At 40.7% G+C, this 6,322-nt stretch carries 6 protein-coding genes and 1 CRISPR repeat array; of the genes, 2 read left to right on the top strand and 4 right to left on the bottom strand.

Translation table 11 applies throughout. The annotated features are described in order from the left end of the window. The first annotated feature begins 157 nt into the window (after nucleotides 1-157). Nucleotides 158-373, top strand: coding sequence for a hypothetical protein (locus tag ACEW80_RS23725; RefSeq protein WP_373528948.1), 216 nt, complete (start codon nucleotides 158-160; stop codon nucleotides 371-373). Nucleotides 374-582: 209 nt separating this feature from the next. Here ACEW80_RS23725 and ACEW80_RS23730 read toward each other — a convergent pair whose 3' ends face one another. The 4 genes from ACEW80_RS23730 to ACEW80_RS23745 all read right to left on the bottom strand — a co-directional run bounded on the left by ACEW80_RS23730 (nucleotide 583) and on the right by ACEW80_RS23745 (nucleotide 3,927). Further along, a complete protein-coding gene (locus ACEW80_RS23730; protein WP_373528949.1) occupies nucleotides 583-1,749 on the bottom strand; it encodes an EcsC family protein in 1,167 nt (388 codons plus the stop codon). 112 nt (nucleotides 1,750-1,861) lie between these two features. Further along, nucleotides 1,862-2,869, bottom strand: a complete 1,008-nt coding sequence (locus ACEW80_RS23735; RefSeq protein WP_373528950.1) for a WD40 repeat domain-containing protein — start codon at nucleotides 2,867-2,869, stop codon at nucleotides 1,862-1,864. A 136-nt stretch (nucleotides 2,870-3,005) separates the two neighbouring features. Continuing rightward, the gene (locus ACEW80_RS23740) at nucleotides 3,006-3,299 is read right to left on the bottom strand and encodes a hypothetical protein (protein ID WP_373528951.1); all 294 of its coding nucleotides are present in this window, start codon (nucleotides 3,297-3,299) and stop codon (nucleotides 3,006-3,008) included. Nucleotides 3,300-3,756: 457 nt separating this feature from the next. Continuing rightward, nucleotides 3,757-3,927 carry a chlorophyll a/b-binding protein gene (locus tag ACEW80_RS23745; RefSeq protein WP_373528952.1) on the bottom strand — a complete coding sequence of 57 codons (171 nt, stop codon included), beginning with the start codon at nucleotides 3,925-3,927 and terminating at the stop codon, nucleotides 3,757-3,759. A 411-nt stretch (nucleotides 3,928-4,338) separates the two neighbouring features. On the opposite strand from ACEW80_RS23745, the gene ald reads away from it, so the two are divergent. Next, nucleotides 4,339-5,430 (top strand): alanine dehydrogenase, encoded by a 1,092-nt coding sequence (gene ald, locus ACEW80_RS23750; protein WP_373528953.1) that lies wholly within the window; start codon nucleotides 4,339-4,341, stop codon nucleotides 5,428-5,430. A gap of 302 nt (nucleotides 5,431-5,732) precedes the next feature. Further along, nucleotides 5,733-6,281: direct repeats of the CRISPR family, unit length 37 nt; unit sequence ATTGCAATTCACCAAAATCCCTATTAGGGATTGAAAC. Nucleotides 6,282-6,322 lie beyond the last annotated feature (41 nt).

A 6,322-nucleotide genomic window follows, 5' to 3' on the forward strand; every position in this document is an offset into this window, starting at 1 on the left:
TGATTTTAAGCACTTATTGATCCCCCCTAACCCCCTTAAAAAGTGGGGAACCGGAATCAAAGTCCCCCAATTTATCGGGGGATTTAGAGGGATCTAGAACGTTTTGCTACCGACAAAAGGACTTTTCAAACATCCTCTAAGAGTCAGGGTAAGAAGAATGGGTAAAAGCCTAAGAGAAAAAATTAAAGAACAGCCAATAAAAAGCCAAATTAAAATTGAAAGCCGCGCTCAGGAATTAATAACTCAGGAATTAACTAGACAAAAACTTAGACTAGAGAAACAGCAACTTAAAGTTCGAGTTAAAAAGGGAAAAGGTTTGAAACAAAGAGAGGTAGTTATATTTGGAAAGATTAATGACAGAACATTAATTTAATAAAACACTACAAAAAACTGCCAAAGTCCAACGACTTGGCAGGCTTAAACTTATTAAAAATCTTTAGCCTCATTCAACCTTTTTAATCACCTTGAAAGAGTTAGTTCTGTATTTAATACTCGTGAACTCCGATCAAAACTGTGTTGACGAGTATTAAAGACTCGTCTATGAAGCTACGAATTCCATTCTTTTACCTCCTACTTTCTGCCCTATGCCCCAATTCGATTTGTATCGATGTTGAATTTGTTAGCGATCGCATCTATTATTTCTTGCTCAACTGCTGTAGTCTGATTATCAAGCTGGGCAATTTTGTAACATTGAGCTAACAAGGGTATGGCAAAATCACGATTCAGCTGATTGAGCAATACATCTAAAGACTTAGGTGATTTGATATTTTCGGCAATGGCAGACAACGAGGTAGGACTGAGTTTTACAGATTGTAATTCTGGCAAAATTTCTTCTAAAGTCTTGTCTGGATGACTGGCAAGGATCATATGAACTAATATTTGATCCATGATAGCTTCTTGAGCGATCGCACTTTCGAGATACTTCTGACTCTGTTGTTTTAAGGTTGCTAATGTTTGTGGCGATGTCATGGAAGTTGATGTATCTAGCTTGGCTTCGTAAAATCGACAAGCAGCATACCCCAATGAATAGATCATCGTTGCATTTGAACTTACAGCGATCGCTGCACCAGCAAATGGCACATTTCGCAACAAGCCTAATCCCGCAGCTTTCAACAGCCGTCCCCCGCCCAAAGCCAGACCAAAAATTGCCATAATTTCACCTTTACGAGCCGGATCTTTTAAATCTAGCCCATAGACAGATGCAATCTGATAAAGCATTTCTGACTGCAATTCTGTGGTTGCGGCTAAATCAATTGCCAATAACGCCACAGCTATTCCTGGCAAAAAACTAGTTGCTAGCCCAATAGTGCCTGCTTTAGTTGCTTTTTCGACCATGATTCGGTGAGCAATTTGGCTGGGTGATTCATGAGGATACTGTTGCTTAAGCTTATTTACCGCAGCTTCGGCTTTTTCCAGATTAACAACGTCAGTAGCACCAATTAGCCAATTTAGATTTAACACTCCAGATAGTTTTCTAATCAGCCAATTTTCGCCGAGGCGATTGACTACCTCACCACTGGGTTGAGGTGTTTGCTCAATTAACTTGTGTGTTTGTTTCGCTGTGAATTCTCCCACCTCTACAACTGTGTCTAAAACTGCTTTGCCAGTCTGAGCAACAGTTTGAGCAAAGGACTCTACGATAGACGGTTGATCTTCTACTGATGATTTGACGTGGATTTTTACTTCTGAAGTTTTCGTGGGTGAATTAACTAATTTATTCACCTCTATTTCTTGGGGTTTGTCTGCCATTGCTTGACGCCATCCTATAAAGCCTCTCTCTTCAACTTGTAGCGAAAGTCTCAGGGGCTTGACATCTCCCGACAAGTACAACTTAATAGATCAACATAGTTAGGTATCGCTCTTAATTACGCTTTAGTGGAGTCCCCCAAATCTTGATTTGTTGATCAAATCCACCACTGGCAAGTGTTCGCCCATCTGGACTAAAAGCGATCGCACTTACCCAGTCTGTATGTCCATTTAGTATACCTGTTAATTCACCTGTAGTTAAATTCCACAACTTAATTCCATCTCTGCCAGCACTAGCAAGGGTTTGTCCATCGGGGTTAATAGCGATCGCATTCACCCAATTATTATGTCCTGTAAGGGTGCGGACTAATTCTCCAGTATTAATATTCCACAGTTTTATTGTGCGATCGCGACTAGCAGTAACTAATGTTTCTCCATCTGGTGTAAAGATCACACTGCTAACAGCATTAGAATGAGCGACAAATTCACTTATTAATTGACCATTATTCAAATTCCACAGCTTGATTACACCCTTATTGTCACCACTAACCAATGTTTGCCCATTCGGACTAATGGCTAGGGTATAAATCAAATTATCAAAACGTACTAGAGTACCTAGAGGTCGCTGTTGTAGCAAATCCCATATACGAATCCCATCTAAACCTCCACTGATCAGAACTTTACTATCAGGAGACACCGCTAAAGATAATACGTTACTAGTATGTCCAACAAAAGAGCGGCTAAACTTAAAATTTTTCAGGTTCCAGAGGTTAATTGTATTGTCATTACTACAGCTAATGAGAGTTTGACCATCTGGCGAAATCACTAAAGATTCTACGGCTGTTTTGTGCGCTTTGCTAATATTCCCTAACTTTCTGCCATTTGTTAGATTCCACAGGCGAATTACACCCTCGTTTTCTGCGCCTCCACTGACAAGAATTCTATTGTCTGGACTGAAAGCCAGGGATTTAACGGTTCCGTTATGTCCTTTTAGTGTGTAAAGTAATTGTAAATTAGCAGAAATCTCGGTATTTGGGGCATTTGGTATTACTTCAATGGCAGCATTCGCTTGATGAATATAAAATCCTTTCCAGGTAGTCACTGGAAGGGCAACAACTGCCATAAATGTCAGGATAATATAAGGTCGTAAAAAACTACCCCTACTTCTTCCCTCAATCCTCACTATTTTTCCTCATTTACTTTTATATATGGTTACACCAATCAATTTTGCCTAATTTTGAGTGATAATTCAGTACTTTCTAAAGATGTGGTTTTTTCTTAGAAACGCTTAACATTGGTAAAGGCGGGCTAGAAGAACGAGAGGGCAAATAATGTTGCACTACAGGCTCCTCTGGTAGAGGACGATGCTGCTGGATACGCCATAACTTAAAGGCTAGCACTGTCCCTGCCGTTCCCAAACCAAAAGCGAACAATGACCAGCTATCATTCAATCCGCCAATTAAGGCATCGATAAAGCCCATCGTAATCAACACACTGATTATTGGCTCTTTTCGGTAGGTTGACTTTAAAAAACGAGGTAATACAGCATTCATCACAGCTTGGTTGGTTCCAGTTCACTTTTTATGTATATTTAGCAAGAATACCTCACCCATAATTTGCCTTTATGATCCAAGGCAGACACTAGTTATGATTTTCTTTAGTAGGGGAGGAAACGTACTCATTAATCGCCTTGCACATACTACATTGTGGCGGAAGTTTGCCTATCTTTAAACAAGTGGCTTAAGCCCCTTGCGTGGTTAATTAAGATTGTGGTTACATTTCTGCCGTGCTGTAATAGTTGCAAATGTTATGAGATTTCAATCAATAATTAGATATTTAAATTCCTCTCTTGCTTACATTCTACGGCAATAATCTCCGAATAAATCTAATTAAAGTATCTAGAATGAAGTACTTAGTTATCAATTGTTAAAGTTTCAACCAACTGGTTGTTAAGTTGGTTGAAACTTTAACTACTAGCTTACAACTTCCGGCTTTTGCTTGTTGATAGCACTACTTCAGACCCAGCCATGATACTACCCCTTGATTGGTGACGTATTCAATTACCAGCGTCAAAGCGAAGCCAATCATTGCCGCTCGACCATTCAAGCGTTCAGCATATTCGTTAAAGCCAAACTTAGGCTCCTCTAATTTAGGTATAATCGTAGGCTGTGATTGCATCATTTTAAAAAACCTTTTTTCGGCAAACGGGACTTGATATTAGACTTCTGGCAGAAATCGGAGAAAGTGTGGATAAGGGGTAAAGGTTAAGGGAATTGACTCGTTCTTTTCCCTTTAACCTTTACCATTTAGCCTAGAGTTGGTAGTTGATGAGCTGATTGCAGTGCTTGAACGCCAAGATGACTTGACAAGTCAGCAAAAGCTTCCTAGTAGGGAGCTATACAATTGCTTCATTAATAAATTGTTACTATTCTTTATATATTGTATAAATACTGGGGCAATAGTCAAGCGTAAGAGTTTAGGGCTACTCAGATTAAATTGAGAAACTGAGAACAGCTATCTGTAATACGGAAGTAGCAAGCTAGAGAATGGCAGGCTACATTTATTAAACAAAAAAATTATCAGAGGCGGTACATGGAAATCGGCGTTCCGAAGGAAAATAAGGATCAAGAGTTTCGGGTAGGTTTAAGTCCTTCTAGTGTGCGGGTGCTAGGAGAAAATGGTCATACTATTTTTGTCCAGACGCAAGCTGGTACTGGTGCTGGATTTACAGATGACGACTACAGAAGTGCTGGAGCCGAGATTGTCCTGACATCAGAATTGGCTTGGAATCGGGAATTGGTTGTGAAAGTCAAAGAGCCGCTGACATCTGAGTATAAATTTTTGCAAAAAGGGCAGATATTATTTACTTATTTACATTTAGCAGCCGATCGCAAATTGACCGAGCATTTAATTGATTGTGGCACAACTGCGATCGCCTACGAAACTGTAGAACAACCTGGTGCTAACAAACTACCTTTGCTCACCCCCATGAGCGTTATTGCCGGTCGGCTAGCAGTACAATTTGGAGCCAGATTCTTAGAACGTCAGCAAGGTGGTAGAGGTGTGCTTTTGGGCGGTGTACCTGGAGTCAAACCGGGCAAAGTTGTAATTTTAGGTGGTGGCGTTGTTGGCACAGAAGCAGCTAAAATTGCCGTGGGCGTGGGTGCGATCGTGCAGATTTTAGATGTAAGTGTCGAGCGCTTATCTTACCTAGAAACTCTCTTTGGCTCTAGAGTCGAATTGCTTTACAGCAACTCAGCCCATATTGAAGCCGCAGTCATTGAAGCCGATTTGCTCATTGGTGCAGTTTTAGTGTTAGGACGTAGGGCGCCAATATTAGTATCCCGTGAATTGGTCAAACAAATGCGTCCTGGTTCTGTAATAGTTGATGTAGCTGTTGATCAAGGCGGTTGCATAGAAACCTTACATCCTACATCCCACACAAATCCGGTATACGTTGAAGAGGGTGTGGTGCATTATGGCGTTCCTAATATGCCAGGAGCAGTACCTTGGACAGCAACTCAGGCACTTAATAATAGTACATTACCTTATGTCGTCCAGTTAGCGAATTTAGGAATTAAGGCGCTGGAAGTTAACCCAGCATTAGCTAAGGGTGTGAATGTGTGGAATCATCGTTTAGTCCATCCGGCTGTGCAAGAAGTATTCCCTGATTTGGTAAATTAAGGTGTGCAAGGATTAGGCGATCGCTATATTTTAATAGAGTAGTTCTCAGGCAATCAAACTAATTTTCTTGCCAAATGCGCGGATAGGTAGGTGTAGAAAATAAGAAGAGGCAAAAAATGGCTGCATCTCCATCTATACAAGAATTTGAGGGCATTAATACTTTTAATCCTTCCGCGCACCTTATGGGGACTGGCTTTCAGCGATTTGGCTCTTGTGCTATTACTATCCCCTGTGTTATGATTCAGTGGTTCGCGCAACTGCACCTTGAAAACCAAATACAACACGGCTTTTAGACGCCAGCGATTGCAATTCACCAAAATCCCTATTAGGGATTGAAACCTAAAGGCATCTAGAGGCTTCAATAAGATACTCCGAGATTGCAATTCACCAAAATCCCTATTAGGGATTGAAACACTTGGTATACTTGATTATCCGTAGTTAATTCTACAATTGCAATTCACCAAAATCCCTATTAGGGATTGAAACCTTCAGACATTCCACCACCTTCTACAATTTCTTCATTGCAATTCACCAAAATCCCTATTAGGGATTGAAACCCAGCACTTCGGGTTACTCCTGAGAGCCTAAAATATTGCAATTCACCAAAATCCCTATTAGGGATTGAAACGGCTTACTTCCCACTGGCAATCCACTAACCATGCCATTCCAAATTGCAATTCACCAAAATCCCTATTAGGGATTGAAACGCTTTTCCGAGCATTTCTGGAATCATCAGATTGCGATTGCAATTCACCAAAATCCCTATTAGGGATTGAAACGTATCGTGCTTCAACCGCACAGCCCACCTCTGGGAATTGCAATTCACCAAAATCCCTATTAGGGATTGAAACGCATAGTAAAGCTTGGGGTTCTTATTGGCCTGCCGGAAATT

This window comes from Nostoc sp., from assembly GCF_041747015.1.
In the GTDB taxonomy this organism is placed as follows: Bacteria; Cyanobacteriota; Cyanobacteriia; order Cyanobacteriales; family Nostocaceae; genus Nostoc.